Origin of the sequence: Mesorhizobium sp. Root102, assembly GCF_001425625.1 — a bacterium.
Lineage (GTDB): Bacteria > Pseudomonadota > Alphaproteobacteria > Rhizobiales > Rhizobiaceae > Mesorhizobium.
Genome location: NZ_LMCP01000015.1, coordinates 91,243 through 116,557, shown reverse-complemented (window position 1 = coordinate 116,557; position 25,315 = coordinate 91,243). Strand labels below are relative to the sequence as shown.

The window sequence follows — 25,315 nt, the reverse complement described above, 5'->3', positions numbered from 1 at the left end:
CCTCATGCTAGGGTGCGCACCGAATCATCAAGCCGATCTGTTAAGGAGACGGTCATGGGCCGCGTTCTTGTTTGGCTGATCACCGCGATATCGTTTCTCGCGCTTTCGCGTCAGCCGGCCGCATCGGAGCCGAAGCACGCGATCGCCATGCAGGGCGAACCGGCGCTGCCGTCCGACTACACGCATTTCAACTACGTCAATCCGGACGCGCCGAAGGGTGGCAACATCACTTATTGCGTCGTCGGCAGTTTCGACAACCTCAACCCTTTCATCCTCAAGAGCCTGCGCACGACGGCGCGCGGTATGATGGACACCATCTTCGGCAATCTGGTCTTCGAACCGCTGATGCAGCGCAATGCCGACGAGGCCTTCACGCTCTACGGGCTGCTGGCCGAAACAGCCGACATGGATCCCGAGCGCAAGAGCATCGAATTCCACCTCAATCCGAAAGCCAAGTGGTCGGACGGCCAGCCGGTGACGCCAGAGGACGTGCTGTTCAGCTATGACGTCTATACGGAGAAAGGTCGCCCGCCCTACAGCGACCGCATGGCCAGGGTCGCCAAGCTCGAAAAGACCGGCGACCACAGCGTGCGCTTCATCTTCAACGACAAGGCCGATCGCGAATTCCCGCTGATCATCGCGCTGACCCCGATCATCCCGAAGCACGCCTTCGACAAGGAGACCTTCGACAAGACGACGCTTAAGCCGGTGATCGGCAGTGGTCCCTATACGATCGCGCAGGTACAGCCCGGCCAGCGCATCGTCTTCAAGCGCAACGCAGATTACTGGGGCAAGGATGTCCCCGCCAAGCGCGGTTTCGACAATTACGACCAGATCACCATCGAGTATTTCCTCAACGCCAACGCCAAGCTCGAAGCGTTCAAGAAAGGCCTTTGTGCCATCGACGACGACAGCGATCCGGTCAAGCGCGAGCGCGATCTCGATTTTCCGGCCTTCCACAAGGGCGACGTGGTCGCCGAAACCTTCGACACCGGCATTCCGCCCGTGGTGACCGGCTTCCTGTTCAACACAAGGCTGCAGAAGTTCGCCAACCCGGTCGTGCGGCGCGCTCTCGGCATGCTCTACGACTTCGAATGGGCCAACAAGAACCTGTTTGGCGGCAAATACACCCGCACGATGAGTTACTGGCAGAATTCCGAGCTTTCCGCGATCGGTCATCCGGCCGACGACAGGGAGAAAGCACTTCTGGCGCCCTACCCCGGCCGCGTGCCGGCCGATGTCATGGACGGCACGTACCGGCCACCGGTGACTGACGGATCCGGCCAGGACCGCCGGATACTGAAGGCAGCCTTCGACTTGCTGAAGAGCGTCGGCTACCACGTGCAGGATGGGACGATGCTCGATGCCGACGGCAAACCTTTCGGCTTCGAGATACTGACCGCCTCCCAGGACGAGGAGCGTCTTGCCGGCATCTACCAGCGCACGCTGGAGAAGATCGGCATCGACGTCACCATTCGCAGCCTCGACGGCGATCAGATCCAGTCGCGCAAGCAGCGCTTCGATTTCGAGGTCCTGGTCGGATCGAGCGGCTTCAACAATTCGCTGTCGCCCGGCATCGAGCAGACCGGGCGATGGAGTTCGGCCGCGGCGAGGACGGAAGGCTCGTTCAACCTTGCCGGCGTCGCCGATCCCGCGGTGGATGCGGCAATCGAAGCGATGCTGCGCGCCCGCTCGAAGGAGGATTATGTCGCCGCCGTCCGCGTTCTCGACCGGCTGCTGATCTCCGGCAACTACATGGTGCCGATGCAGCACAACACGCAGCAATGGATTGCCTACTGGAACTATCTGGAACATCCGCAAAAGACGCCCATATTTGGGTATCAACTGCCGACCTGGTGGCGCAAGCCGAACTGAAGAGTCAGGAGATCGAGATGAGCGAGCTGAACGCCATCACCGTCGATGTGGTGTCCGATGTGGTCTGCCCATGGTGCTTCATCGGTCAGAAGCGGCTCGACAGAGCGATCGCCGCTGTCGAAGGGACCGAGGTGCATGTCCGTTGGCGGCCATTCCAGCTCGATCCGACCATTCCGCCGCAAGGCAAGGATCGCCACGACTACATGCTGGCCAAGTTCGGCAGCGACGAGCGCATCCGCGAGATTCATGCCCGCATCGAGCCGTTGGGCGAAGCCGAAGGCATCCCCTTCGCCTTCGACGCCATCAAGGTGGCGCCGAACACGCTCGATGCGCATCGCCTGATCCGCTGGGCTGGTGCTGCCGGCGAAGCCGTGCAGAACAGGCTTGTGCGCCGCCTGTTCCAGCTGAATTTCGAGGAAGGCGCCAACATCGGCGACCATGCCGTGCTGGTTGAAGCCGCGCGCGAGGCCGGCATGGACGCATCCGTGGCCGCCACGCTTTTGCCGACCGACGCCGATGTCGAGGCGGTTCGCACCGAGATCGCCACCGCGTCGCGCATGGGCATAACAGGCGTGCCGTGCTTCCTGCTCGAAGGTAAATACGCGGTCATGGGCGCGCAGGATGCCGATACACTGGCCGATGCCATTCGCCAGGTGGCGGCTGCCAAGGCGCGCGGCGAATTGGAAAAGGTCGGCTGAGGCCGGCACCCTCTCCGCGACAACAGCAAGCGTTACTTCACCGTCACCTTGGCCTTGCTGATAAAAAATCCATGGCCGTTTGTGGCCGTGCAGGTCAGTCCCTTGGTTGACGACTGGCACGAGAACGGCCCTGCGCTCCAGCTGTTCCCGTAGCCAAGCTTGTCGACATCGCTGCAGCAGCCTTGCTCGCCTGGGTTCTTGATCAGTGTCGCCGGCCCCTTCGGGCCGAGGATGATGGTGACGTAGCTCGGTTCGACGCGCGAGCAACTCAATTCCGGGCCGCCGTCCTGCGGCTCATAGGTGCTGGTGCCACCTTTTGCCGTGTAGATGCAGCCGATGTTGCCGGACGGCGTGTTGAACTCGATCTGGCCTTCGGCGCTAGCCGGGATGCTCTGCTCGGCGGAATGGGCCAAAGGTACCGAGACAAAGAGGGGCAGCCAGGCGATGAGGGACAGGACTGCGGCCGCGCGTGCAAGCATTGGGAACTTCCTTGTTGGAGAACCGGACATGCATGGGTGTCGACAATGCTGGCAAGGTTCAATCCCGAACGGATGAATTGTCAAACGCAGTTCCTGAGCTGACCCGACAAGACGAAACGCGCCGCTCAGACGATTTTCCGGTCACTTCCTGCCTCCGGCAATGACGATAGCGGCAAACCCGGCGAGGTCACGAACGGCAAATTTTCCGATGTGCGGGCCAGCCCGCTTTGAGAAAATCGCGCGGTCCGTACGATTTCGAGTACACGAAACCGTGTGAAAACCTTCCCTTAGGGAAGCTTCTTCGACGGCATGCCACCGCAGGTCAAGCGCTTGAAATCAATAACGATATCCTGATTTTTGCCGGCTGTTGCCGCCCTATTTCAGCGTGTCATCTGTTGCCTCTTGGCAACGGCCGTTGGGTGTAATCCGTTCGGCCAGCTTCAAAAATTAATGGAAAATGATCAATTGGTGTTACCATCCGTAACAAAAGAAAAAAGGTTTGGGCGGGATCGTGATTCGGGTCGGTAGACCATCGCAAGAGTCAGTACCGGAAAAAACACCTCGCGATGCCGCAGGGCGATCGCATCAGACGCCGGTATCGTCGATGCGCAGCTTCTGGGGCCTGATGCGGGCTTACTGGGTCTCGGACCGCTGGAAGGAAGCCTGGACACTGACGCTGGTGATCGCGCTGCTCACGGCGCTTTCCAGCAAGGCCGGTGTCTGGTTCGCCGAGGCCTCCGGCGAACTGGTCAACTCGATCGCCTTCTTCCATGACGCCGCCAACACCACGCCGCTTCGCTCGCTATTGGTCAATGCCGGCATCCTCGTGCTGCTGGTCGTGCTCAAGGACGCCGGCTTCACCGGCATCCGCAACCTTGTCTCGGCGACATTGCACCGCAAATGGCGCGGCTGGCTGGACAGCCGCTTCAACGAAGCGTTGCTGGATGGCAACCATACGCATTTCCATGCCCAGCATACGTCGACCGGCAGCGGCGCGCCGGCCCCCGACAACATCGACCAGCGCATCCAGGAATCCATCAAGGACATGACCGGCGGCGCCATCGGGCTCGCCATGGGCGTGCTGGCCGTCGCCACTTCGCTCTATTTCGTCGGCCAGAAGCTGCTCGAAAACTCCGTCGAGGTGAAGGGGCTGGAGTTCCTCGGCAGCTATGGCAGCGCTGTCCTCGCCTTCCTGGCCGTCGCCACCTACGTGCCGCTGAACACGTGGATCGCGGTCAAGCTCGGCAGCCTGCTCGAGCGCCTCAACGTCAGGATGCAGCAGGCCGAAGGCAGCTATCGCGGCGAACTGACCACGTTTCTGCGCCGCAGCTTCCATGTCGCGGCGTCTCAGGGGGAAGGCGTCCAGAAGACCATGCACGGCCGGCTCTATGTCGACATCGACGGCACCTGGACGCGGCTGAACATCGTCAACACCGTCTACATGTCGTTCGAGCTGATCTACAATTTCATCGGCGCCCGCATTGTCGCCTACGGACCAGGCCTGGTGCCGTTCATCCACAACGGCCTCGATCTCAAGGGCTACATAACCGGCTCCGAACTGGTCAATTCTCTGATCGGCCAGTGTTCGTGGTTCATCCACGTCATGCCCGCCATCGCCACGCTGCGTGCCAACAGCCAGCGTGTCACCGAGCTGGCCAACGCGATCGAGAATGTCCAGCATCCGCAGGAATTCTACAGCCAGACCGGCTGCTCCGACTTCCACTATACCAACCAGAACCCGGTTTTCGGTCTGACCATCCAGAAGCTCGAACTGGCGCATCAGGGCGAGGATGCCACGCCGTTCCTCAGTGCCGCCAATTTGCGCTTCCGGCGCGGCGAATGGACCTTCCTGAAAGGCGAGTCCGGTTGCGGCAAGACTTCGCTGATCAAGGCGATCAACGGCCTGTGGCCCTATGGCCGCGGCACCATTGTTTTCCCCGAAGGCGTCAAGAGTTTCTATGCCGCCCAGGAGGTCAAGCTGCAGCCGGTGTCGCTGAAACAGCTGGTCTGCCTGCCCGGCTCCGAGCACGACCATGGCGACGCGCAGGTCGCGTCCGCGCTGCACAAGGCCGGCCTGGGCGACTTTATCGAGCACATGGCCGACGAAAACCGCGAAGGCAAAAGCTGGGATCAGGTCCTGTCGGGCGGCCAGAAACAGAAGCTGGTGGTGGCCCGTATCGTGTTGCAGCAGCCGGGACTGCTGTTCCTCGACGAGGCAACCGGCGCGCTCGACCCCGATGGTAAAATTGCTTTCCACCAGGCCATCAAGGACAACTGCCCCGATGTCACGGTGATCAGCGTCATGCACGAGGCGGTGGCGCCGCGATCGATGACCGGCAGCGAATTCTATCACAGCATCGTCGCTATCGCCGACGGCGTCGCCACCAAGAAGCCGCTGGTTCCGACCCTGCCTGTCGAGCTCACCACCATTCTCGCGCAGCCAAGGCCGGTCGAGGACAAGTGGCTGCGTTTCTCGCGTCGGCTAAAGCAGAAATAAGACGCTTCGACCCGAGCCGGCCGTGTCATGCGGCGGCCTGCGATCACAGTCGCGCGATCTGTGCCACTCGCCGGCATTTCCCTCCCTCCCCGCGATTGACACGGCAAGGCGCGCTCCTATGTTGCGCCCGCTTGCAGACAGTCAAACTAGGAACCCGCAAACGGAAAGGTCACCGCGCCATGCCTGGCGACAGTCACAGTCGAACGCAACCGCCGTCCGCCTAGACGTGACCTCTCATGGTTCATGTCCTGCCGGATGGCAAGGAGTGAACCATGAACGAATTTACCGCCGTCGCGAGCGACGAAGCCGTCGCGATCGCCCGTATCCTAGCCAACGATCACGTCGCCGACATTGTCGAGGCCCTGAACAGGGAGCCGCGCGAAAGCGCGACGGAACTGCTTTGTGAAGTGACGTTCGAGCGGCTGGTCGAGATCTTCGATCAGCCTGAACTTGACGGCGCGTCCGAACTCATGGAGGCGCTGCCGCGCGCCAAGGCGGGCAAGCTGCTCACCGCCATGTCGGTCGACCGCGCCGCCGACATCCTGCGCGAGCTCGACGAGCCGGCCCGTTCCGAGCTGCTCGGCGGGCTTGCGCCGCCGCTGCGCGCAACACTGCTTTCCATTCTCGGCTATCCCGAAGGCAGTGCCGCTTCGATCATGACGACAGAGTTCGTCAGCGTGCCCTCGGACTGGACCGTCGGCCGCACGCTCGACTACATCCGCAAGGTCGAGCGGACGCGCGAAACCGTCTACGCGATCTATCTCGTCGATCCGGAAACGCACCTGCTTGTGCGCTCGACCGGCCTGCGCCGGTTGATCACCGGTGATCCTGATGACTCGATCATGACGGTGGCGCCGGACCGCGTCCCGGTGACGGTCAGCCCGCTGACCGATCGCGAAACCCTGGCACAGACGATCTCCAAATACGATCTGCTTGCCGTCCCGGTCGTCGACCACGGTAAGATCCTCGGCATCGTCACCATCGACGACATCGTCGACACGATGATCGAGGAGACGACCGAGGACGTGCACCGCTTCGGCGGCATGGAGGCCCTCGACGAGCCGTACATGAAGATGAGCTTTCTCGCCATGATCAAGAAGCGCGGCGGCTGGCTGTGCGCGCTGTTCATCTCAGAGATGCTGACGGCCAACGCCATGCAAAGCTATGAGGGCGAGCTGGAGAAGGCGATCGTGCTGACGCTGTTCATCCCGCTGATCATGAGCTCGGGCGGCAATTCCGGCTCGCAGGCGACGTCGCTCGTCATCCGGGCGATGGCGCTGCGCGAGATCGGTCTTGGCGACTGGTGGCGGGTGGCGCTGCGTGAGCTGCCGACCGGCCTCGTGCTCGGCGCAATGCTCGGCGTGGTCGGCATCTGCCGCGTCGCGCTCTGGCAATATATGGGGTTCTACGACTATGGCCCGCACTGGCCGCTGATCGCCACGACGGTCGGTGCGGCACTGGTCGGTATCGTCACCTTCGGTTCGCTGTCGGGGTCGATGCTGCCGTTCGCCTTGAAACGCATCGGCTTCGATCCAGCCAGCGCATCGGCCCCATTCGTCGCCACGCTGGTCGATGTCACCGGGTTGGTGATCTATTTCTCGGTGGCGCTGGTGATCCTGCGCGGAACGCTGCTGTAGCAGCTCCGGAGTGCAAATGGCCTTGCCGCGGCGGAGTTCAATCCACCCGCTCGCCGTCCTTCACGCGATAGGTCGGCTTGTACATGGTGACCAGTTCTTCCGCCGCTGTCGGATGCACCGCCATCGTGCGGTCGAAATCATCCTTGCTCAGGCCGGCTTTCAGCGGAATGGCGAGAAGCTGCGCCATCTCGCCGGCGTCCGGCCCCAGTATGTGGGCGCCAAGCACTTTCTTCGACGCTCCATCGACGACCAGCTTCATCAGCATCTTCTCGTCGCGCCCGGACAGCGTGTGCCGCATCGGCCGGAATGTCGCGCGGTAGATTTCGATGTCGGCGAAGCGTTTTACGGCATCATCCTCCGACAGGCCGACGGTGCCGATCTCCGGCTGTGAAAACACGGCGGTGGCGATCGTCTCATGGTCTGGCGCGGTCGGATTTCCCTTGAAGGCGGTCTCGATGAAGCACATCGCCTCGTGGATCGCCACCGGCGTCAACTGCACGCGGTTGGTGACGTCGCCGATCGCCCAGATGTTGTCGATGTTGGTGCGGGAGTATTGGTCGACGGCGATCGCACCGGTCTTGGTCATCTCCAGGCCGATGCCCTCCAGGCCCATATTCTCGGTGTTGGGAATGCGGCCGATGGCCAGCATCAGCTGGTCGACCGTCAGCACCTTGCCGCTGCTGAGAAGTGCGTCGAGCCGGCCGTCCGGCCGCTTGCGCACTGATTCGGACACGGAATGGCAGAGGATCTTTATCCCCTTCTTCTCCATCGTCTCGTGCAGCATGCGCCGCAGGTCCATGTCGAACCGGCTGAGTATCTCCTTGCCGCGATAGACCAGCGTGGTGTCGACGCCGAGACCGTGGAAGATGTTGGCGAACTCAACGGCGATGTAGCCGCCGCCTTCGATCATGATCGCCTTGGGCAGTTCCTTGAGGTCGAAAGCCTCGTTGGAAAAGATGCAATGTTCGTGACCGGGCAGCGCCGGATGCGGCGCCGGGCGACCACCGGTGGCGATCAGGATCTGGTCGGCGGTGACGGTGCGATCTTCGCCTAGAAGATGCACCACATGCGGATCGACGATCATGGCGCGCGAGTGAAAGGTCTCGCCGCCGGCGCCCTCGACGTTCCTCTTGTAGATCGCCTCCAGCCGGCTGATCTCGCGATCCTTGTTGGCAACCAGCGTCCCCCAGTCGAAACTGGCTTCCGGCACCGTCCAGCCATAGCCGGCGGCGTCGGCGAAATGCTCGGGAAATTGCGAGGCATAGACATAGAGTTTTTTCGGCACGCAGCCGCGGATGACGCAGGTGCCGCCATATCGGTATTCCTCGGCGATGCCGACACGCTTGCCGAGCGCGGCCGCCACGCGCGCCGCGCGCACCCCGCCCGAGCCGCCGCCGATGACGAAAAGATCGTAGTCGTGACCGGCCATGACGCGGCTCCCTCAAGCTTCAGAAATGTGAGAGACAGGTAGGCTGCCAGGCATCAAAAGAAAAGCCCGGACAAGCCGGGCTTTCGCAGATGGCCGCTATAGCATGATCCCGAAAAGTGGAATCCGGTTTTCTCGGACAAACGGAAACCGTTTGTCCAGAGATCATGCTCAAATAAAGAGCTAGAGCCCCATCCCGATTCCATCGGGGTGGGGCTCTAGGCCGTTTTGAAATGCAGGATCAGTTGTTGTCCGCGGGGGCCGCACCATCGGCGGGTGCTGCGCCATCCGCCGGAGCGGCTCCGTCAGCAGGCGCGGCTGGTGCTGCCTGCGCCTTGGCTTTGGCCGCAGCGGCCAGCGTTTCGCCAACCTGCTGGGCGAGATCGCGGCCGACGCCGTTTTGCCAGATGTCGGCTGCCTTGACCAGGTCGCGGGTCACCGTTGGGCCGCTATCGAGCAGCTTCTTGCCCGAATCGGAATTGTAGAAGGCGGCGATATCGGTCAGTTCCTTTTCGGAGAACACTTTTGCGTAGGCGAGTGCTGCTTCCTTCTCGAGGTCGGCGCGGCGCGAGGCAAGCGCCAGTGCCTTCTCGGCGATCGTCTTGCCGATCAGTTCCTGCATGTCCGGGTTCTTCTGGATAAGCTGCGACTCTAGCGCGGCGGCCGCCTGCGGCAGGATGTTGTCGAACGGGTCGGTCGCGTGGATCGCCGCGACCGCCGCGCGGGCGGCCTTCAGGTGCGATTCCGTGACATCCTGCGAAAATGCCGGCGAAGAGAAGGCAAGAACGGCCGAGGCCGCCAGAATGGCGCAAAGGCTGCGAACCCGGTTATGCAACATCATGATCGGTAGAACTCCCTGGTTTTCGGGCGGCATGGACGGTTTGGATACCGTCGCCGCCGGCGATGATGGCCGCTGAAGCCAGCCCGATGAAAAGACCATGCTCGACCACGCCCGGAATGGCGTGCAGAGCATTCGAAAGCGCTCTTGTATCCGGAATGCGGCCAAAAGATGCATCGAGGATAAAATGGCCGCCGTCTGTAACAAAAGCCTGGCCCCCCGTCATCCTCAATATGACCGGACCGGAAAGACCGAGCTTTTCAGCCGCGGCAGCAATCGCGATTTCGGTCGCGCGCAGGCCGAACTGGTTGACTTCGATCGGCAGCGGAAAACGGCCGAGCGTCTCGACCATCTTCGAGCGGTCGGCAATGACGATCATGCGCCGGGACGCCGCGGCGACGATCTTCTCACGCAGCAGCGCGCCGCCGCCGCCCTTGATCAGGGTCAGCTCCGGGTCGACTTCGTCGGCGCCGTCGATGGTGAGATCGAGCTCGGGTGTTTCCTCCAGCGTCGACAATGGCACGCCGAGCTCACGGCAGAGCAACGCCGTGCGCTCCGAGGTCGGCACGCCGACGATGGTCATGCCGGTGGCGACCTTTTCGGCAAGCAGCCGCACGAACTCTTCGGCCGTGGTGCCGGTGCCGATGCCGAGCCGCATGCCGTCCGTGACATGGGCGAGCGCCGCGCGTGCGGCTTCGACCTTCAATTGCCTTGCATCCATGCCGTTTGCTGCCCCGAAACCTGACGTTTTGGGCTCCTAGCATCTTTGCCGGTCTGGTCAAAGCCTTTGGCGGCGGCCTGCTGCCGTTGGCGCGTGGCATGTTGTGCACGCGCGGACAGAGAGCGATGCCCTACAGCTCCGATAGGAATTTTTTCTTGATCCGGTGGCGGCAGCTATGCTACATATTTTCCCATGGTGCTGATTTGCGCCAACGACCCGCCGCCTTGGCGGGTTTTTCATGTCTGGAAGTTCGCCGCGAAATGCCCGGCTCTTGGACCTGCCTGAGCGAGCTTTGCCAGGCCGGCTTGCCCCAGCCCGCTTGCCTTGACGCGTCGCAGCCTTTATCGCCTCCCCCTTATACAAATCTGCGCAGGACAGACCATGACCCGACCGATCATCGTGTTCGACCTCGACGGTACGCTGATCGATACAGCGCCGGACCTGCTCGACAGCTTGAACCACAGCCTTGCCGCCAGCGCGCTCGCGGCGGTCGACGAGGCCGGTTTCAGGCGCTTTGTCGGTCACGGCGGCCGGGTGATGATCGAGCGGGCGCATGCGGCCCAGCAGCGATCGCTCGATGTCGCGGAGCACGACCGGCTGCTGAAACTGTTCCTCGACCACTACACAATCAACATCCCCGGCAAATCGCGCCCCTACCCCGGTGTCGTCGAGGCGATCGCGCGCTTCGAGGAGGCCGGCTATCTCCTGGCCATCTGCACCAACAAATACGAAGCCAACTCGCTGGCGCTGATCGAGGCGCTCGGCCTGACCAGGCATTTCGCGGCCATCGCCGGGCAGGACACGTTCGCCTTCCGCAAGCCCGATCCGCGCCATCTGACCGAGACCATCAAGCTGGCCGGCGGCGACGCGCATCGCGCGCTGATGGTCGGCGATTCGCAAACCGACATCGACACCGCCAAGGCCGCCGGCATTCCGGTGGTGGCGGTCGATTTCGGCTACACCGACCGCCATGTGCGCGAGTTCGAACCTTCGGCGGTGATCTCGCATTTCGACGCGCTGACGCTCGATCTGGCGCAGAGGCTGATCGCCGCTGCGGGACAGTGAGGGGGAAGCGGCCAAGGCAATCGCAAAGGGCAAAGGCGTGCGCCCTACAAATACCCCCACCCCTAACCCCTCCCCACAAGGGGGAGGGAGATCCCGTCGGCGCTGATCTCAGCAAAATTGCCGACGTTTTGACCGCAAAGATGAAGAGCACGCGGCAGCTTCTCTCCCCCTTGTGGGGAGGGTTAGGGCGGGGGTCCTTCTTCGCAAGAATCCATATGCGATTGCCCTGGGGAAGCGACGGGCGTCTTGTCGGAGACAGGCCCGAGGGGGCCATAAATCGACCTTGTCAGAACGCCCGACACCGCCTTGACTTCCCGCACCTGCCTCCCTTATATCGCGGCTCGCTTGGCCTTTGGGCAACGAGCGGGCGATTAGCTCAGCGGGAGAGCACACCCTTCACACGGGTGGGGTCGCAGGTTCAATCCCTGCATCGCCCACCATTCCCAATGCACAATAAGGCCATGTTTTGCGCCGTTTTCGCGTAAACTTCGCGAACGAAATTGCATAAAGCTGCTCGGCATCACCCGACGAACGCAAGCGGAACTCGGCCCGGCATTCGGGAAAATCCGGGGAATCTGTTCCCGAGCCGTTCGCGGCCTAACACGCGCACCTCGATCCACCCGGAATTGAAACGCGCCTTCCTCGTCCTCGAGGTCTCTAGTATTGTACTGCCGTCCACGACTTGCCAGCCGCGGGCTGCGTAGCGAGGGCTTGACTTGGACGACTATCTGCCCCCAACGCTGCATCGGGAGGTGCCGTTGAGTGAAAAGGCCCAATCTTGCATGGAAGAACTGGCATTATTTGAGAGCAGCCAATGAAAGGAGGCGCCAACAGGCTCGCCACTTTCATGTTCCTACCCCAGTTGTTGGAAAGACTTATGACGCCAAGCCGAGGCTGCCACAGCCTCCCGCTGACGTTGCTCCGCCTGAAATGAAGATCAAAAGAGGGAGTCGACGTAAATCATATCTTTACATTCAGCCTCCTGCAAATTTTTCGCTTCGAGAAAACTACGAAGAAGTAGCTTCATTTTTTGCTCACCTTCGCTTTCAGATTTACCGTGACAAAATCCCGTCTGAACTTCCCAGAGGCGTTGATTTCGAGGCTTTCCAGCATGCGTCGCCAGGGGCATCGCTCGTTCTGGCGGCGGAGTTGTATCGCTGGCAGCAGTTTGTTGGACGAAGGCTTAAAATTGTGCGCGATAGGCTTTGGCGACCTGAAATTGCTTATTTGTTCCGCAGTCTTGGACTGTTCGATTTTCTGGATACGCCTGACAGACCCGCACCTGTCGACCTCCCGGCCAGCCATCCAGTTCAAATCCTGAAGTACCGCAGCGACACAGACGTTATCGGCGCCAAATGTGACGACCTGTTAGAGCATCTGGCCGAAATTTCGGGCCCGATAAACGCTGACAATTTCATCTACGACGGGCTCATTGAGGCCCTGAAAAACTCGAAGCAACACGCCTATTTGGAACCGGACGAATGGTTTGGCGTTGCGCCTGGGACTTGGTTTATGTCTGGCTCATACGACCGCGCTTCGAAATCGCTGACGGCAGCGGTGTATGACATGGGCGTCGGCATTCCACGCACCTTGCCACGAGCGACGATATGGGAAGGCATTCGTGGGGCGCTGGCGGCAATTGGCGGAACGACAGACGATGCTCAAATGATTCAGGCAGCGATGGAATACGGGCGGACGAGAACGACATTGCAAGGTCGCGGTAACGGCCTACCCACAATGATGAGGATTTTAGACCATCATCGCGGCTACCTGAGAATTATCAGCGGGACTGGCGAAGCGATATATGATAGCGTGCGCGGTGTTATCACGGCCACGAACCATAGGGTCGCCTTGGGCGGCACGCTGATTGAGTGGAGTATCTCGAAATGACCGTTGCGCAGAGGAACCGTGTGCGGACGATCAACATTCTCAATGAATTCTCCAGAACGCCTGGTGGCAGATATTACACCGATGGGCCCGCTTCTGGGCAGAAATTTAGAGAGGAAGTTCTCATTCCGGCCTTGGCCGAGAACGATCATCTCACAATAGAGATGGACGGTACGCGTGGCTACCCGTCCTCCTTTTTAGAGGAGGCATTCGGCGGGTTGGTACGGGAGATGAAGTGGTCGCGGGAAGAATTTCAGCGACGCATAACACTCAGAGCGTCACCCGACTTTTCCATATACATTTCTGACATCAATTTTCACGTCAGCAAAGCAAGCGATGGCGGACGGCGCTGAGACCTTTTTCATCTCGGTGCTTGGTGGCATCGCGTCGGGGTTAGTCGGCCTCGCTGGGCTGGCGATTCAACAGCGCTTTACCGCCAACACGCAGATGATAGATGCCACCCTAGCCGAACTTGAACAGATGACCGCAGAGTGCGTTTCCAAGGCGTCTTCCGTATGGATGCAACCCGGTGATCCGCTATCTCCAGAAGTCGACAGCACAATTAGCTCTTTGCACGACATCAACGTTTTTGCGAATTTTGTGACCTCGCGCGTCCATAATTCGAAGATGAGGATTGATAGCGCTTTTCTTAATTTTCGTCAGGCTGCAACAGGCGACAATTTTGACGTCAAAGATCGCGCGGCTGATCCGGCAAGAGTGGTAGAAATTAAATCCAAAGCCGCCAGCCTGAGAATCGCTTTTCGCGAACTGAATTATGAACGAAAAGCCTTTCATATACCTTTTTTGACCGTGTGAGTGCTCGTTTTTGCAGCGCGGAAGGCTAATCTGCTGCCCATCCCGCAGCGGTAAGAAAGCAAGAACCGTAGCTCTGGAACTGGCAGACGTTGGAGCCGCGCCGCACCGTCATCTGCTCGAGATCCCAGAACGAAACCTCGATACGGTCGTCGGCGCAACAGACCGTGTAGCGTTCCGGTTCCAGCGCCCTGGCTTGCTGCACACGGGATGGGGCTTCATCGAGCCTCACCTCCCATTTGCCCGCCAGGTCGCTGACCGCTTCGCACGTTAGCCACTGATGCGTAGTCGCAGTAATGGAAGGTGGCGAGATAGCCTGGAGTCCGCGCATGAACTCCTGTTGATGGGTCCAAGCTCTGCGCCGGTCGAGCCGCGATCAGCGCTTCATCGAGTGCAGGATGGCCTGCATGTGCTCTTCCAGGTCGAGTTCACCCCGAGCCTCAACGGTCAACAGGTAATCGGCCTTGGCCCGTCGGTCGCCTCGGCTGATCGCGGGATAGGAGCAGATGGCCAGCAATGCTTCCTGTTCAATCCGGTCTGCCCTCTTGCGTTCGTGGCTGCTGCTGCCCGCTTGATGAACAACCCTGTGAAGCCCGACATAGGTGGCTTCATGGGCTCCGATCAGCGCCCGCAATTCGGGTGAGGCACCTTCCGCCTCAGCAAACGTCGGTTCAACGACCGAGGCTACGGCGGCGGTGAACGCAAGAAGTGTACGGCGGGTGACTTCGGGCATGCCTCGTATCCCTGCTGTCTGATCATGCAGGCACATCATAGCACCGGCGCAACGGTTCGGAGAGATGCTCTGGGACGCGACCACGCTGTCTGCTGACAAAATGGTTTCGCTCCCGAAAAGTGCACAGCGCGTTGGGGGGCCCCACAAGCCACCCCCACCCCAACGGTATGTGTGGCCTTAAGTCGCAACAATTGGCTTCCGAAAGCAGGGCCTCGGGCTTCATTGACGCTGCGACCAACACCATATTGTGATCCACAGCCCTCCAAGACGAGAGAAGCTCGCCCTGACGCGGCCGCACAGCGGCCGTCAGCCGGCAATGGCCATGAACCAGGAACCTGAAAAACCATGCGTGAAAATATCAGACTAACTTCGAGAGACGTCCCCCTCATTCAGCTAGGCCTCTATCAGTGCCGCTTCCCGGTGAGCGAAGACCGGTCAGTACCCGGCGGCTATCGTTTTTGTGCCGGGCCAACCTCGACGGACCGCGTCTATTGCGATCACCACCACGGCATCGTGACCGCCGTCGACCCTCGTAGAACCCGTTCAGGTCTCCACCCCGCTCAACGACGCGCCGCGTAAGTTAAGCGGGCGGCCCCTCGAGCAGGTAGCAAGCGTGATGCGCTCCACATCAGTTGGGGACATCGTCGGGGTCATGCATTCCAGCTGCGGAACAAACCGGCACGCCTGCGAGTTTCTGTCCGACAAAACCTTGAGGGAAAGCCATGTCCAGATTTCTGCTGGCGACCAGCGTCGCCGTTCTTCTCGCCGGTGGGCCGGCTTTGGCCGCGGACGATGCTCCGTTGCCGCCGCCCAATGCCAAGAAATTGTCGGAGATCATCGCCAAGGTCGAGCGACGCGACGGCTTTCGCTATGTGAAAGAGGTCGACTGGGATAGTGGCGCCTACACCGTCACCTACTACACGTCGGACAAGGCGAAGGTCGAGATCACCTACGATCCCGTGACGGCCGAGCCAAAATAGGGGTCCCCACAGACGACGGGTTTAAAGGACGTCCAGGAAAAGTGTAAGACGGTTCCGTCCGGAATTGCCTCAAACAAGAGCTGCAGCGGTTCTGCGTTTCCATGAAACGAGAGCCGCTCCAGCCCGCTTCGTGTCCCGCGACTTGCCAAGGGGCACCTCCCCTTGCGTCAGTCTCGCTTTGATGGCTGACTGTCGCCTAGACGCCGCATTGGGGGATGGGCATGGCGACTGCGAAGCACATACTGAAGCGTATATTGATGATATTAGCCGGCTACTTTGTGTCGGTGCTGGCAGGTCTGATCGCCGTTGCGGCGATCTATGGCGCGCTCAGTTCCTTGCCCAACGCGCCCGACTATTTCGACGTCATGGGCGTTTCGCCGATCGCGGTCCTGGTGGTGCCGCCGCTCGGCATGTTCGTCTATTTCCTGACGATTGTGGTGACCGCCCTGCAGACGCTGATCTTCGCGCTGATCGCCGAGTTCTTCTCGTTGCGCAACTTCCTGCTGCATATGGTCTTCGGCGCCGCTGCCGCGGTCGGCGGCTTCGCTCTGATCTGGCCAAGCGCGCCGGAGGATATGGATCCGGAACGCTGGGCCGACATCGGCATTATTGCCGCTGCCGGCCTTGTCGCCGGGCTGATCTATTGGCTGATCGCCGGGCGAGACGCCGGCTTTCAACGGCCGCTGTTGGAGCGCTAGTGCGTGTCGCCCAAAAGTGCGCAGCGGTTTTGGGACAACGACACGCGCAAACCAAAGACTTTAAAGCGCGTCGACGCGAAGCGCTTTAATCAGCTCGAAGGCGAACGTACCGCTTCCGTGGCGTCCAGGGCCTGCTTGAGCCGTGAGTCGCGGTCGTAGATGTCGCCGAAATATTCGACCTTGCCGGACATGTCGGGCCAGGCGGTAAAATAGGCGACATAGACCGGGATCGTGCGTGTCACATTCTCGGTCGCGTGGCCGTGCTTCAGCTTCTCGGCGATGTCGTCCACCGAGGTGCCGAGCACCGCGGCCGCCATGCCGCGCGGGTCCTGCAGCCGCACGCAGCCATGGCTGAGCGCGCGCATATCACGCTGGAAGAATGATTTCTGCGGCGTGTCGTGCATGTAGATCGCGTGCTTGTTGGGGAACAGGATCTTCAGCTCGCCCAGCGCGTTCGCCTCGCTCGGCTGCTGGCGCACGCTGTAAGGAATGTTGGCGCCATAGGCGCCCCAGTTGACCGCCGACGAAGGAATGCGCTTGCCGCGCGAATCGGTCACCTCATAGCCGGCCCGGTCGAGATAGCCCGGATCGTTGCGCAGTCTGGGCAGCATCTCGTTGACGATGATCGACTGCGGCACGCCCCAATAGGGATGGAAATCGACCTGCTTGATCTCCTTGAAGAAGAAAGCGGTCTGATTGGTGGTCCGGCCTATGACGACACGCGTCTTCAGCTTCTCCTCGCCATTGTCGATGTAGCTAGCGGTGAACGCCGGCTGGTTGATGAAGACACGCGGGCTCCCGAGATCGGAGGGCAGCCAGCGCAGCTCTTCCAGCGCCACTTCCACCTTCAGCAGCTTGTCGGCCTTGGATGTGCCGGCCAGCGACGCAACGGTGCGCGGCCCGATGACGCCGTCGCCCTTCATGCCTGCCTTCTGCTGCACGGCCTTGACGACTGGAACCAGTTGCGGGTCATAGACTTCGCTGGTGGCCAGCCTCGACAGGACCTCGCCATAGGCGCCGCCCATCTCGTCATCAAGATTGCGCGCGATCAGGGTCAGCAGCTTCGGCAGTTCGGGGCTGATTTCGCCCGGCTTCAGCAGCAGCTTGGGGTCGACGACGATTTCGTTTTCCGCACTGGCCTGCAGCGATTCCAGTTCGACGCGCAGCGCCTGGTATTCCGCATTCTGCGGATGCCGCGACTCGAGATAGGTGCGCACTTCCTGGGTATGCGCCAGTGTCTTCAGCACGCCTTGCAAGTCGAGCGGCTTGGCCGGAAAATCATAGTAGCCGGTCATGCGGTTGGGCTCGACACGGCCGTTCTGGGCGTCATGGGCATAGCGCAGCACGCGTGCCGACAGCGCCATCTCGAACCGGACGAGCTCTTTCAGTTGCGCGTTGGCGTCGGCCGTCGATGTACCGGCGGCGGGCACTTCGACCGTATAGTCGGCCGGCGTGAGGCCATAGCTTGAAGCCTCGCCAAGGACGCGCACCGCGTCCTGCGCACGGCTGTTGAGGCTGGTTCCGGTCACCCAGATGAAATCCGGATTGGCCGAGTAATAGGCGATCAGCGCCTTGGCGATGTCGGGCTCGGCGAAGAGTTCGTAGTCGCCCAAGCTGGCAACCGCATCACGAAACGCGGCGCCCGTGGCCGACGGAACGAAAGCCGCGTCCTGCGGTGCCGCCGGCTCTGGTGTCGCGGCCAACGCCGAGAAGTCGACGCGAACCAGCCGGTCGGCCTTATAGGTGTAGTAGGACGGGCTGCTGATTCTCACACCGCCACCGCCGCCACTGGCCGGCGCCTTCGGCTTGTGTTTCGGTGGCGGGGGCGGAAACTCGCCTTGCGGCGGGCGCTTGACGCCACCGCCGAAAAGCATGTCGAAGAGCCCCTGCGCGCCTGCCTGAGGCACACCGAAAGCGAGCGTTGCCGTGATCGCCATCAGCGGCACCACGGTTGCTTTGTTTCCGAGGAATTTCATGGATCACCCGCTCCGGCCGCAACCGGTTCCCGTTCCGCACGCTAGATCGTCCCGCTCACCGCATGGCGGATGTACGGCGCGACTATACTGATTCATACCGATTTCGTTAAGCTTTCATAAATTTTGGAACGCCTGTTGCAGAACGGTTTCACAACATCGTGACGGCTGGAGCGGGTGTTTGCGCTCCAGCCGCGAAATGCCTTGCAATCAGGCGTTGGCGCCGCCATCGATGGTCAGCGCGGCGCCGGTGACGAAACGGCCCTCCGGGCCTGCCAGCCAGGCGACCATGCCGGCGATGTCCTCGGCCTTGCCGAAGCGCGGTGTCGCCATCTTCTGGCGCTGGTGTTCGGCATGCGGGCCGTTAGCCGGGTTCATGTCGGTGTCGGTCGAGCCGGGATGAACGACATTGGCGGTGATGCCGCGTGGACCGAGGTCGCGCGCCAGCGCCTTGGTCAGGCCGACCAGCGCCGCCTTGCTGGTTGAATAGGCGCCAAGACTGGTGTCGGTGACCCGCTCGGCAAGATTGCTGCCGATCGAGATGATCCTGCCGCCCTCGCCCATATGCGCGGCCGCCGCCTTCGAGGCGATGAACGGGGCTCTGAGATTAACCTCCATGGTTTCATCGAAATCGGCGAGCGACAGCGTATCGATCGGCGCGGCACGCCAGATGCCGGCGCTGTTGACCAGGATGTCGAGCTGGCCGAACGCCGTCACGGCGTCATCCACGGCCTTGTCTATGGCCACGGCATCGCGGTTGTCGGCCTTGATCGCGATGGCGCGGCCACCCTTGGCCTCTATCTCGGCGACAACAGAGCGGGCCTGCTCCTCGCCATGCACATAAGTCAGCGCGACGCTGGCGCCGTCGGCCGCGAGCCGTCGCGCGATCGCAGCACCGATGCCGCGACTGCCGCCGGTGACGAGCGCGGCCTTGCCCCCCAGTTGGTTGGATGACATCGATTTCTCCTTTTTGTAATGATCGATACATATATATCTCTCAGCCTTGCCCGCCGGCGTCAACTGAATTATGTATCGATCAACACAGAAAAGAGCATCATGTCGGAACGAGGCCGCCCCCGCACCTTCGATCGAACCTCGGCGCTGCGCTGCGCGATGGAGGTCTTTTGGGCCCGTGGCTACGAAGGCGCATCGATGAGCGAGTTGACCGCCGCCATGGGCATCAACTCGCCCAGCCTCTATGCCGCCTTCGGCAGCAAGGAGGCGCTGTTCCTCGAGGCGACGGAGCTTTATTCGCGCACCGAGGGGGCCGACATCTGGCTGGCGCTTGAGGAAGCACCGACCGCGCGGCTGGCGATCGAACAATTTCTGTGCCTGACGGCGAAAGCCTATGCGCAGACCGATCGCCCGCAGGGTTGCCTGATCGCGCTCGGCGCGCTGCATCAGGATTCGAGCCGCGGCGCCATCTGCGACGATCTGCGTCGCCGCCGCGCCGAAAACCACAGCGCCCTGCGGAAGCGTCTAGAGCGCGGCGTCGCCGAAGGCGAACTGCCGGCGGATTTCGACTGCGCCGCCGCCGCGACCTTCTTCGCCACGGTTCAGCACGGCATGTCGATCCAGGCGCGCGACGGTGCATCGCACGTTGCCCTGCTGGCAACCGTGGCCGGGGCCTTGGCTGCCTGGAAGACAATGGCCGGTATCAACGCGGCGTGACAAACGCCGGCCGGTGTGCTCGAAATCCGGACTTGCCAGCAACACTGGGGCCAACAAGGTCGGGAGGGACGAGAGCGTGAAAAAGGGTTATCGCGAACTGCTGGACGAGGCCAACGCCGAGATCGAGGTGGTTTCGCCGGAGGAAGCAGCCGGGCTGCTCGACGATGAAGACACCATCTTCGTCGATCTGCGCGACCCTCGCGAGGTCGAACGCGACGGCAGGATTCCCGGCGCCAAACATGTCACCCGCGGCATGCTGGAATTCTGGATCGATCCTGAAAGCCCTTACCACAAGCCATTCTTCGCCTCGGGAAAGAGCTTCGTCTTCTTCTGCGCCGGCGGCTGGCGCTCGGCCCTGGCCACCAAGACGGCGCAGGACATGGGGCTTTCGCCGGTCAAGCACATCCTTGGCGGTTACACCGCCTGGAAGGCGGCCGGACTGCCGGTCGAACCAGGCGAGAAGAAGAAATAGGTCGACCGCCGCTCAATGCAGCAGCGACGGCTCTCGATGCATCACGAAGCCGACCGCGCGTTCGACCACACCCTTGTCCGCAAGGATACGGCGGTGGCCGAGCCCATCGGCCCAGTAAAGCCGCACATGGCCGCCGGCACCGGCGTAGCGCCTTGCATGATCGGCCGATACCTCGCGGTCGTCCGGTGCGTGGATGACCAGGGTCGGCACCGGCGCGTGGGCAAGCTGGCGGTCGCCGGTGAATTCGTGCAGCGGCCGGCCGGAAAGATGTTCGACCCGGTCCGCCATGGCGGCTTGCGAGCGCGGGCCGACATTGAGCATGCGGCTGAAGTCGGCAAAGATTGCCGGCAGCGAACTGGGCGCCGCAATCAGCACCAGGCATCCGGCCGCCAGCGGCGGAATGTTCTTGACCGAGCCGGCGATGGCATTGGCGGCCACGGCGCCGCCGAAGGAATGACCGACCGCCGCCACGAAGGGACCGAACCACTCGCCGGCAACCCGCACCGCATCCACCGCATTGACCATGTTCAACCGCCGGCCCTGCGACTGGCCGTGGCCTGGCAGGTCAAGCGAAACAACCCTGTAGCCGGCGGCGCGATAGCCTTCGATCAATGCGCGCATATATTCGGTGCGCGAGCGCCAGCCATGGACGACCAGCACCGTGCCGGCGGCCGCCCTGCCCGACTCCGGCCGGAACTCGTGCACCATGACGCAGCCGGTCGCGGTCTTCAGCCGGTGATGACGCGCCTCGGTCATGAACTCGGCAGCACGGTCGATGGCGCGGCGTTCGCCATCGCTGAGCGCCTTGACGCTCGGCGTGCGGCAGAACAATTCGAACGCCGCGCGCCCGGTCAGGCGTGGCGCGACACGCTCGGCCGCACCAAACACGCCCCGGATGACCTTCAGCCCGAATGATGCCATAGTGAGAATCCATCCATACGTTCAAGCATGAACATAATAGTTCAAAGATGAACAATAAACAAGAGCTACCTTGGGACAACCCGCGTTTTCGCAACTGGGTCGCGGTGGCGCGTGCCTGCCATGTGCTGGAGCGCACGCTGGCGGTGAAGCTCGCGCCGCTCGACCTGAAGCCGGCGCAGCTCGACGTTCTGATGAACCTCTACCGCCATCCCGGCATGTCGCAGCACGACCTTGCCCGCAAGCTGCTTGTCGGCCGCTCCAACATCACCATGCTGCTGCCGCAGTTGGAGGCGCGTGGGCTGCTGCGCCGCGAAGGCGATGAAAAGGACAAGCGCATCTTGCGGCTTGCACTCACCGAGGCCGGCGAGGCGCTGCTGATGCAGGCGCTGAAAGTGCATATGGCGCTGATCGAGAAGGCGATGAGCCAGTCGACGCCGGAACAGTGCGACATGATCGGCGAGCAGATGCGCAAGATCTATGAGGTGCTGAAGGAGGCGTAACGGCCCTTCAGCTCAGACTTACCACATCGTCTTCTTCGCCCGCTCCGGCCATTCCTTGTCGTAGGTCTCGCCGTCGATATTCTTGCGGCTGGTGATTTCCAGGATCTGTCCGGGCGTCGGCAGCGACTTCGGGTCGACGTGCCTTGCCGGGTTCCAGAGTTCGGAACGGACAATGGCGCGGGCGCATTGGAAATAGACCGAATCGACGTCGACGACGGTCACTGAACGGGCCGCCTTGCCGTCCACCGTGAATGACGCGCACAGCGTTGTATCCGTGGTGATATGAGCGCGGCCATTGACGCGCAGCGTCGTGCCAGAGCCAGGCACCAGGAACAGCAGGCCGACGCGAGGGTCGCGGATGATGTTTCTGAGCGAATCGGCGCGGTTGTTGCCGCGACGATCCGGCATCATCAGCGTTTTCGGATCTTGGATGCGCACGAAGCCGGCGAGATCGCCGCGCGGCGAACAGTCCAGCCCCTCAGGGCCACTGGTTGCCAGCGCGACGAAGGGTGAGGCTTCGATGAAGGCGGCATACTCTGGAATGACGTGGTCGAGTTCCTTGACCAGGGAGGCCTCGCCTGGAACGCCATAGAGCGCCTCGAGCTGCTCGACCGTGGTGATGACGGACATGTTTTCGCCTCCGAACCTTTGCCGGCGCTACTCCACATCGATGACGCTTTGACGACGGCGTCGGGAGCATGATGCCGAAAAGTGTGAGCGGTTTTCGGACGACATCATGCTCTATCTCCTTACCCTAACGGTCCCGGCTCAAGCCCTTTTCCGCAAGCTCGGCCAGATAGGCGTCCCAGCGTGCATCCTTCTCGTGGCCGAGCGTGTGCAGGTAATTCCAGGTGAAGATGCCGGTGTCGTGGAAATCGTCGAAGGTGATGCGGACAGCATAGTTGCCGACCGGCTCGATCTTCAGGATCGCCACATTGCGCTTGCCGGGAACCGTCACCCGCTGTTCGGGCGAATGGCCTTGCACTTCGGCCGATGGCGAGGCGACCCGCAACAACTCCGCCGGCAGTTCGAACGGCTGATGATCGGGAAAGGTGACGGACAGCAGTTTGCGGTCCTTTGAGACCCGGAGTTCTTTCGGGGCGGTCATGATGTTCGATCCCGTGTCGTCCACCCTTCCCTACGCCGCTTCGCCAAACGGGAAAAGGCTCTTTGAGCCGACCGACATGCGATGTCGGCGCAGGAATGTTACCAAAGATCGAAAGGCGCTATCTTGAATGGCAGGCCGTATCGTATCACATAGCGGTATACAACGACGCCGTTCACGGCCACGGGAAGCGCTTGAAGCATGGACATGATCGATCCTTTCGGCCGCACGATCAGCTACCTCAGAGTGTCGGTCACCGACCGCTGCGATTTCCGTTGCACCTATTGCATGGCCGAGGACATGGCCTTTCTGCCGAAGAAAGACCTGCTGTCGCTGGAAGAACTCGACCGACTCTGCACGGTCTTCATCGAAAAGGGTGTCAGGAAGCTGCGGCTGACCGGCGGTGAGCCGCTGGTTCGCAAGAACATCATGCATCTGGTGCGCCAGCTGTCGCGGCATCTCGACAGCGGCGCGCTGGAAGAACTGACGCTGACCACCAACGGCTCGCAGCTGTCGCGCTTTGCCGCCGAACTCGCCGATCGCGGCGTCAAGCGCATCAACGTCTCACTCGATACGCTCGATGCCGACAAGTTCCACAAGATCACGCGCTGGGGCCATCTCGACAAGGTCATGCAAGGCATCGATGCCGCCCAGGCGGCCGGGCTGAAGGTCAAGCTCAACGCGGTGGCGCTGAAGGATTTCAACGACGCCGAGCTGCCTGAAATGATGCGCTGGGCGCATGGCCGTGACATGGACCTGACGGTCATCGAAACCATGCCGATGGGCGAGATCGAGGGCGACCGCACGGACCAGTACCTGCCACTGTCGCTGCTGCGCGCGTCGCTGGAACGCCAGTTCACGCTGACCGACATTCCCTTCAAGACCGGCGGCCCCGCCCGTTACGTCCATGTCGCCGAGACCGGCGGGCGCCTCGGTTTCATCACGCCGATGACACATAATTTCTGCGAAAGCTGCAACCGCGTCCGGCTGACCTGCACCGGCACGCTCTACATGTGCCTCGGCCAGGAGGACGCCGCCGACCTGCGCGCGCCCTTGCGAGCCTCCGAAGGCAACGAGCTGGTCGCCGCGGCAATAGACGAAGCGATCGGCCGCAAGCCGAAAGGCCATGACTTCATCATCGACCGCCGCACCAGCCGCCCATCGGTATCGCGCCATATGAGCGTCACTGGCGGCTGACCTTGCCGCCGATCTGCCCAAGAATTGCCGTGCGGTCATCGACTTGGGGGCAAGACATGCGGCGGTTCTTTTCAATCGGGACGTTTTTCGCTGCGCTCGCGGCGAGCACCGCAATTGCCGCGCCGTTCACCTATGTGAACGAGCGCTTCGGCACCGTCTGCACCTTTCCCGACGATGTCTTCACCGATCGCCAGCCTGAACCGGACAATGGCGACGGACAGGTGTGGCTGAGCGCCGATGGCGCCAGCCTGATCTGCTCGGGCATCCTCAACGTCGACGACGATACGCCGAAAGGCTTTGTCGCAGCGGAGAAGGCAAGCCAGGAACCGGGCTACAAGGTCACCTACGGCAAGGCCGCAAAGGACTGGGCGGTGCTGTCGGGCTTGAAGGATGGAAAGATCTTTTACGAGCGGCGCCTGTTCGGCAAAGATGGTGTCATCCGCACGGTGTGGGTCGACTACCCGCCGGCCCTGAAGTCGAAATACGACCCGCTGGTGGGTGCCATCGCCGGCAGTCTCAAGGGGCCGTGAGGTTTCGGGGCTCTATGAGCATTTTCGGCCACACGGCGAACAAATCTGTATCCGCGATGGTCACCTGATTTACCGTGCGCCCGTTCCGGCCTAGCGTTCGCTCTGGGACGGTTTTCATCCAACTGGGGGGAATATACATCATGCACAAACTCGTTCTTTCTCTTGCATTGCTTGGTCTCGCGGCCGTGCCCGCGGCAGCCCAGTCGATCGGCGGCACCTATACCGTCGCCGGCACCAACTTCGATGGATCACCCTATGGCGGCGAGGCAACCATCGCGCTGACCAGCGGAACGACCTGCACGATCCACTGGGAGACGGGCGGCTCATCTTCCGATGGCATCTGCATGCGCAACGATGACGCCTTCTCCGCCGGCTATGTCATGGACAAGGATATCGGCCTTGTCGTCTACAAGGTGATGGACGACGGCTCGCTGCATGGCCTGTGGACGATCGCCGGCAAGGAAGGCAATGGCACCGAGGTGCTGACGCCGAAGAAGTAAGCTCTGCCGCCATTGCAGGGAGTCTCTGGGCCACAAACAACCCTGTGGCCCAGCCCTTTGCTGTTGCTGTTTCATCTCCGGCTGTTACAGGCTTGCTGC

At 61.7% G+C, this 25,315-nt stretch carries 27 protein-coding genes and 1 tRNA gene; 17 read left to right on the top strand and 11 right to left on the bottom strand.

The window, feature by feature from the left end; translation table 11 throughout:
* Positions 1 to 54: 54 nt before the first annotated feature.
* Positions 55 to 1,875 carry an extracellular solute-binding protein gene (locus ASD12_RS16020; protein WP_056587781.1) on the top strand — a complete coding sequence of 607 codons (1,821 nt, stop codon included), beginning with the start codon at positions 55 to 57 and terminating at the stop codon, positions 1,873 to 1,875.
* Between the two features lie 17 nt (positions 1,876 to 1,892).
* Positions 1,893 to 2,573, top strand: a complete 681-nt coding sequence (locus tag ASD12_RS16015) for a DsbA family protein (protein ID WP_056587850.1) — start codon at positions 1,893 to 1,895, stop codon at positions 2,571 to 2,573.
* Positions 2,574 to 2,605: 32 nt separating this feature from the next.
* On the opposite strand, the gene ASD12_RS16010 is transcribed toward ASD12_RS16015, so the two are convergent.
* Entirely contained in the window at positions 2,606 to 3,052 is a 447-nt protein-coding gene (locus ASD12_RS16010; protein ID WP_056587778.1) for a hypothetical protein, read from the bottom strand.
* A gap of 604 nt (positions 3,053 to 3,656) precedes the next feature.
* Between ASD12_RS16010 and ASD12_RS16005 the strand changes: the two genes are divergently transcribed.
* Together ASD12_RS16005 and mgtE are read left to right on the top strand one after the other, a co-directional pair.
* On the top strand, positions 3,657 to 5,549 hold the full coding sequence (locus tag ASD12_RS16005) for an ABC transporter ATP-binding protein/permease (RefSeq protein ID WP_056587775.1): 1,893 nt from the start codon (positions 3,657 to 3,659) through the stop codon (positions 5,547 to 5,549).
* A 272-nt stretch (positions 5,550 to 5,821) separates the two neighbouring features.
* The gene (mgtE, locus tag ASD12_RS16000) at positions 5,822 to 7,186 is read left to right on the top strand and encodes a magnesium transporter (RefSeq protein ID WP_056587772.1); all 1,365 of its coding nucleotides are present in this window, start codon (positions 5,822 to 5,824) and stop codon (positions 7,184 to 7,186) included.
* Positions 7,187 to 7,223: 37 nt separating this feature from the next.
* On the opposite strand, the gene gor is transcribed toward mgtE, so the two are convergent.
* The 3 genes from gor to rpiA form a co-directional block, all read right to left on the bottom strand.
* On the bottom strand, positions 7,224 to 8,615 hold the full coding sequence (gor, locus tag ASD12_RS15995; RefSeq protein WP_056587769.1) for a glutathione-disulfide reductase: 1,392 nt from the start codon (positions 8,613 to 8,615) through the stop codon (positions 7,224 to 7,226).
* A gap of 238 nt (positions 8,616 to 8,853) precedes the next feature.
* The gene (locus ASD12_RS15990; RefSeq protein ID WP_056587767.1) at positions 8,854 to 9,453 is read right to left on the bottom strand and encodes a DUF2059 domain-containing protein; all 600 of its coding nucleotides are present in this window, start codon (positions 9,451 to 9,453) and stop codon (positions 8,854 to 8,856) included.
* Entirely contained in the window at positions 9,440 to 10,171 is a 732-nt protein-coding gene (gene rpiA, locus ASD12_RS15985; protein ID WP_056587764.1) for a ribose-5-phosphate isomerase RpiA, read from the bottom strand. The genes ASD12_RS15990 and rpiA overlap by 14 nt, the downstream gene beginning before the upstream one ends.
* A gap of 381 nt (positions 10,172 to 10,552) precedes the next feature.
* Here rpiA and ASD12_RS15980 point away from each other — a divergent pair, with 381 nt between their 5' ends.
* The 5 genes from ASD12_RS15980 (at position 10,553) to ASD12_RS15960 (ending at position 13,939) form a co-directional block, all read left to right on the top strand.
* Positions 10,553 to 11,236: a phosphoglycolate phosphatase gene (locus ASD12_RS15980; protein ID WP_056587761.1), complete on the top strand. Its 684-nt coding sequence runs from the start codon at positions 10,553 to 10,555 to the stop codon at positions 11,234 to 11,236.
* 365 nt (positions 11,237 to 11,601) lie between these two features.
* Positions 11,602 to 11,676 (top strand) — tRNA-Val (locus ASD12_RS15975).
* 322 nt (positions 11,677 to 11,998) lie between these two features.
* The gene (locus ASD12_RS34140; protein ID WP_156398599.1) at positions 11,999 to 13,126 is read left to right on the top strand and encodes a hypothetical protein; all 1,128 of its coding nucleotides are present in this window, start codon (positions 11,999 to 12,001) and stop codon (positions 13,124 to 13,126) included.
* The gene (locus ASD12_RS15965) at positions 13,123 to 13,476 is read left to right on the top strand and encodes an STAS-like domain-containing protein (protein ID WP_056587756.1); all 354 of its coding nucleotides are present in this window, start codon (positions 13,123 to 13,125) and stop codon (positions 13,474 to 13,476) included. The genes ASD12_RS34140 and ASD12_RS15965 overlap by 4 nt, the downstream gene beginning before the upstream one ends.
* Positions 13,460 to 13,939, top strand: coding sequence for a hypothetical protein (locus tag ASD12_RS15960; RefSeq protein WP_056587752.1), 480 nt, complete (start codon positions 13,460 to 13,462; stop codon positions 13,937 to 13,939). The genes ASD12_RS15965 and ASD12_RS15960 overlap by 17 nt, the downstream gene beginning before the upstream one ends.
* 25 nt (positions 13,940 to 13,964) lie before the next feature.
* Here ASD12_RS15960 and ASD12_RS15955 read toward each other — a convergent pair whose 3' ends face one another.
* Entirely contained in the window at positions 13,965 to 14,141 is a 177-nt protein-coding gene (locus tag ASD12_RS15955; RefSeq protein ID WP_210173858.1) for a hypothetical protein, read from the bottom strand.
* Between the two features lie 171 nt (positions 14,142 to 14,312).
* Positions 14,313 to 14,669 carry a hypothetical protein gene (locus tag ASD12_RS15950; RefSeq protein ID WP_056587746.1) on the bottom strand — a complete coding sequence of 119 codons (357 nt, stop codon included), beginning with the start codon at positions 14,667 to 14,669 and terminating at the stop codon, positions 14,313 to 14,315.
* A 722-nt stretch (positions 14,670 to 15,391) separates the two neighbouring features.
* Here ASD12_RS15950 and ASD12_RS15945 point away from each other — a divergent pair.
* Complete coding sequence (locus ASD12_RS15945) at positions 15,392 to 15,649, top strand: PepSY domain-containing protein (protein WP_056587744.1); 258 nt, start codon at positions 15,392 to 15,394, stop codon at positions 15,647 to 15,649.
* Between the two features lie 215 nt (positions 15,650 to 15,864).
* On the top strand, positions 15,865 to 16,347 hold the full coding sequence (locus ASD12_RS15940; protein ID WP_056587740.1) for a hypothetical protein: 483 nt from the start codon (positions 15,865 to 15,867) through the stop codon (positions 16,345 to 16,347).
* A gap of 89 nt (positions 16,348 to 16,436) precedes the next feature.
* On the opposite strand, the gene ASD12_RS15935 is transcribed toward ASD12_RS15940, so the two are convergent.
* Together ASD12_RS15935 and ASD12_RS15930 are read right to left on the bottom strand one after the other, a co-directional pair.
* The gene (locus tag ASD12_RS15935; RefSeq protein ID WP_056587737.1) at positions 16,437 to 18,323 is read right to left on the bottom strand and encodes a murein L,D-transpeptidase; all 1,887 of its coding nucleotides are present in this window, start codon (positions 18,321 to 18,323) and stop codon (positions 16,437 to 16,439) included.
* Positions 18,324 to 18,530: 207 nt separating this feature from the next.
* Positions 18,531 to 19,277: a 3-oxoacyl-ACP reductase family protein gene (locus ASD12_RS15930; RefSeq protein WP_056587734.1), complete on the bottom strand. Its 747-nt coding sequence runs from the start codon at positions 19,275 to 19,277 to the stop codon at positions 18,531 to 18,533.
* Positions 19,278 to 19,376: 99 nt separating this feature from the next.
* On the opposite strand from ASD12_RS15930, the gene ASD12_RS15925 reads away from it, so the two are divergent.
* Entirely contained in the window at positions 19,377 to 19,991 is a 615-nt protein-coding gene (locus ASD12_RS15925; RefSeq protein WP_056587847.1) for a TetR/AcrR family transcriptional regulator, read from the top strand.
* Between the two features lie 76 nt (positions 19,992 to 20,067).
* On the top strand, positions 20,068 to 20,463 hold the full coding sequence (locus ASD12_RS15920; RefSeq protein WP_056587731.1) for a rhodanese-like domain-containing protein: 396 nt from the start codon (positions 20,068 to 20,070) through the stop codon (positions 20,461 to 20,463).
* Between the two features lie 12 nt (positions 20,464 to 20,475).
* On the opposite strand, the gene ASD12_RS15915 is transcribed toward ASD12_RS15920, so the two are convergent.
* Positions 20,476 to 21,384, bottom strand: a complete 909-nt coding sequence (locus ASD12_RS15915; RefSeq protein WP_056587728.1) for an alpha/beta hydrolase — start codon at positions 21,382 to 21,384, stop codon at positions 20,476 to 20,478.
* Between the two features lie 47 nt (positions 21,385 to 21,431).
* On the opposite strand from ASD12_RS15915, the gene ASD12_RS15910 reads away from it, so the two are divergent.
* Positions 21,432 to 21,884, top strand: coding sequence for a MarR family transcriptional regulator (locus ASD12_RS15910; protein ID WP_056587725.1), 453 nt, complete (start codon positions 21,432 to 21,434; stop codon positions 21,882 to 21,884).
* Between the two features lie 18 nt (positions 21,885 to 21,902).
* On the opposite strand, the gene ASD12_RS15905 is transcribed toward ASD12_RS15910, so the two are convergent.
* Both ASD12_RS15905 and ASD12_RS15900 read right to left on the bottom strand, forming a co-directional pair.
* Positions 21,903 to 22,514, bottom strand: coding sequence for a pyridoxamine 5'-phosphate oxidase family protein (locus ASD12_RS15905; RefSeq protein ID WP_056587722.1), 612 nt, complete (start codon positions 22,512 to 22,514; stop codon positions 21,903 to 21,905).
* Between the two features lie 124 nt (positions 22,515 to 22,638).
* Positions 22,639 to 22,992 (bottom strand): DUF971 domain-containing protein, encoded by a 354-nt coding sequence (locus ASD12_RS15900; RefSeq protein ID WP_056587844.1) that lies wholly within the window; start codon positions 22,990 to 22,992, stop codon positions 22,639 to 22,641.
* A 198-nt stretch (positions 22,993 to 23,190) separates the two neighbouring features.
* Here ASD12_RS15900 and moaA point away from each other — a divergent pair, with 198 nt between their 5' ends.
* From moaA to ASD12_RS15885, 3 genes are all read left to right on the top strand, one after another.
* Positions 23,191 to 24,186: a GTP 3',8-cyclase MoaA gene (gene moaA / locus ASD12_RS15895; RefSeq protein ID WP_056587719.1), complete on the top strand. Its 996-nt coding sequence runs from the start codon at positions 23,191 to 23,193 to the stop codon at positions 24,184 to 24,186.
* A 56-nt stretch (positions 24,187 to 24,242) separates the two neighbouring features.
* A complete protein-coding gene (locus ASD12_RS15890) occupies positions 24,243 to 24,716 on the top strand; it encodes a hypothetical protein (protein WP_056587716.1) in 474 nt (157 codons plus the stop codon).
* A gap of 140 nt (positions 24,717 to 24,856) precedes the next feature.
* On the top strand, positions 24,857 to 25,216 hold the full coding sequence (locus tag ASD12_RS15885) for a hypothetical protein (protein WP_056587712.1): 360 nt from the start codon (positions 24,857 to 24,859) through the stop codon (positions 25,214 to 25,216).
* Positions 25,217 to 25,315: the final 99 nt, after the last annotated feature.